Raw genomic sequence first — 312 nt, 5'->3', positions numbered from 1 at the left:
ATCGGTGACACCCGCTCAACCGCAGTCACCTGGGCAAAGATCGCCGACATCCTCCAGCAACGCGGCGAGATCGACGAAGCACTGCGGATCTACCGCGAGGACACCCTGCCGGTCTACGAGCGGATCGATGACACCCGCGAGGTCACGATCACCTGGGGAAAGATCGCCGACATCCTCCAGCAGCACGGCGAGATCGACGAAGCACTGCGGATCTACCGCGAGGACACCCTGCCGGTCTACGAGCGGATCGGTGACACCCGCTCAACCGCAGTCACCTGGGCAAAGATCGCCGACATCCTCCAGCAACGCGGC

Annotated in this window: 1 protein-coding gene; it reads left to right on the top strand. The window is 63.8% G+C overall.

Going from position 1 to position 312, the window contains the following annotated elements:
- A partial coding sequence (locus ACNFOC_RS56000) for a tetratricopeptide repeat protein (protein ID WP_416966524.1) occupies window positions 1-312 on the top strand: 312 nt, incomplete at both ends.

Origin of the sequence: Streptomyces colwelliae (assembly GCF_048158785.1) — a bacterium.
GTDB lineage: Bacteria > Actinomycetota > Actinomycetes > Streptomycetales > Streptomycetaceae > Streptomyces.
This window is presented reverse-complemented; position numbering and strand designations above follow the sequence as displayed.